This is a genomic window from Candidatus Symbiopectobacterium sp. NZEC135 (assembly GCF_025962695.1).
On record NZ_JAGFPF010000714.1, the window covers coordinates 1 to 1,008 of the forward strand.

Here is a 1,008-nt window from a genome sequence, read left to right on the forward strand (position 1 = left end):
GAATCCGTGACCGCAGATTTCATCTTTTGTATCATAACCCATCAAGCGCAGCGCCTTGTTGACCGTGTTTTCGCACATGGGTTTATACGGATTATGGTCACCGGGGAATATCAGTTCCTGATGCCCGGATATATCCCGTATCTGTTTCAGAATAGCGATGGACTGACGGGAGAGGGGAACGATATGCGGTGTGCGCATTTTCGCGCCACGCCCGGAATAACGCACTCCGGGGATAGCCTCACGGGTTGCTGGAATGGTCCAGATTTTGTTTTTGAAATCGATCTCAGACCAACGGGCAAAGCGCAACTCGCTGGAACGGATGAACAGGTGCAGAGTAAGTGATACTGCCAAACGGGTTAATTCTCGCCCTTGCTTATAGTCCTCAATGCGAGTCAACAGTTCCGGTAGTTTCTCCAGCGGAAGGGCAGGGTAGTGACGTTGAACGGGAGGAGCGATGATACCGTGCAGATTGGCTGCTGGATTGTGTTCTATCAACTCTTGATGCACGGCATGACGCATGATGTTGCACATATGCTGCCGGGTACGCGCCGCCACTTCCAGCAGACCTTTTTTCTCAATCCCTTTCAGCAGCTCGATGAAGTGGCGAGTTTTCAGTTCTGTGACTGTCAGGTGTCCAATGATCGGGAAGATATGGTTATTCATGCTGGCAAGCAGGCGGGTGGCATGGTTTTCTGACCATGAGCGGTTGCTTTTATGCCACTCTAGTGCCACATGCTTGAATGTTTTATCTGGTGAGGAAGTGGCTCGTTCAGCAGAGCGCTGTTGTGCGGGGTTGATATTCTGCGCCAGCAATTTACGGATACCATCACGTTGCTGACGAGCGTCGGCCAAAGACACGTCAGGGTAGGCACCTAAGCCGAGGCGTGATTCTTTTCTATTGATGCGATATTTGAGATACCAGAGACGTGAACCGCCTGGATTAACTAAAAGGTACAGACCGTGAGAATCGGAAACTTTGAAGGGTTTTGCTGAAGGTTTTAAGTTGCG

1 protein-coding gene is annotated in these 1,008 nt (G+C 50.5%); it reads right to left on the reverse strand.

What is annotated here, in order from left to right:
- Positions 1 to 1,008, reverse strand: a 1,008-nt coding sequence (locus J5224_RS29930) for a tyrosine-type recombinase/integrase (RefSeq protein WP_264628691.1), incomplete at both ends; no start/stop codon positions are given.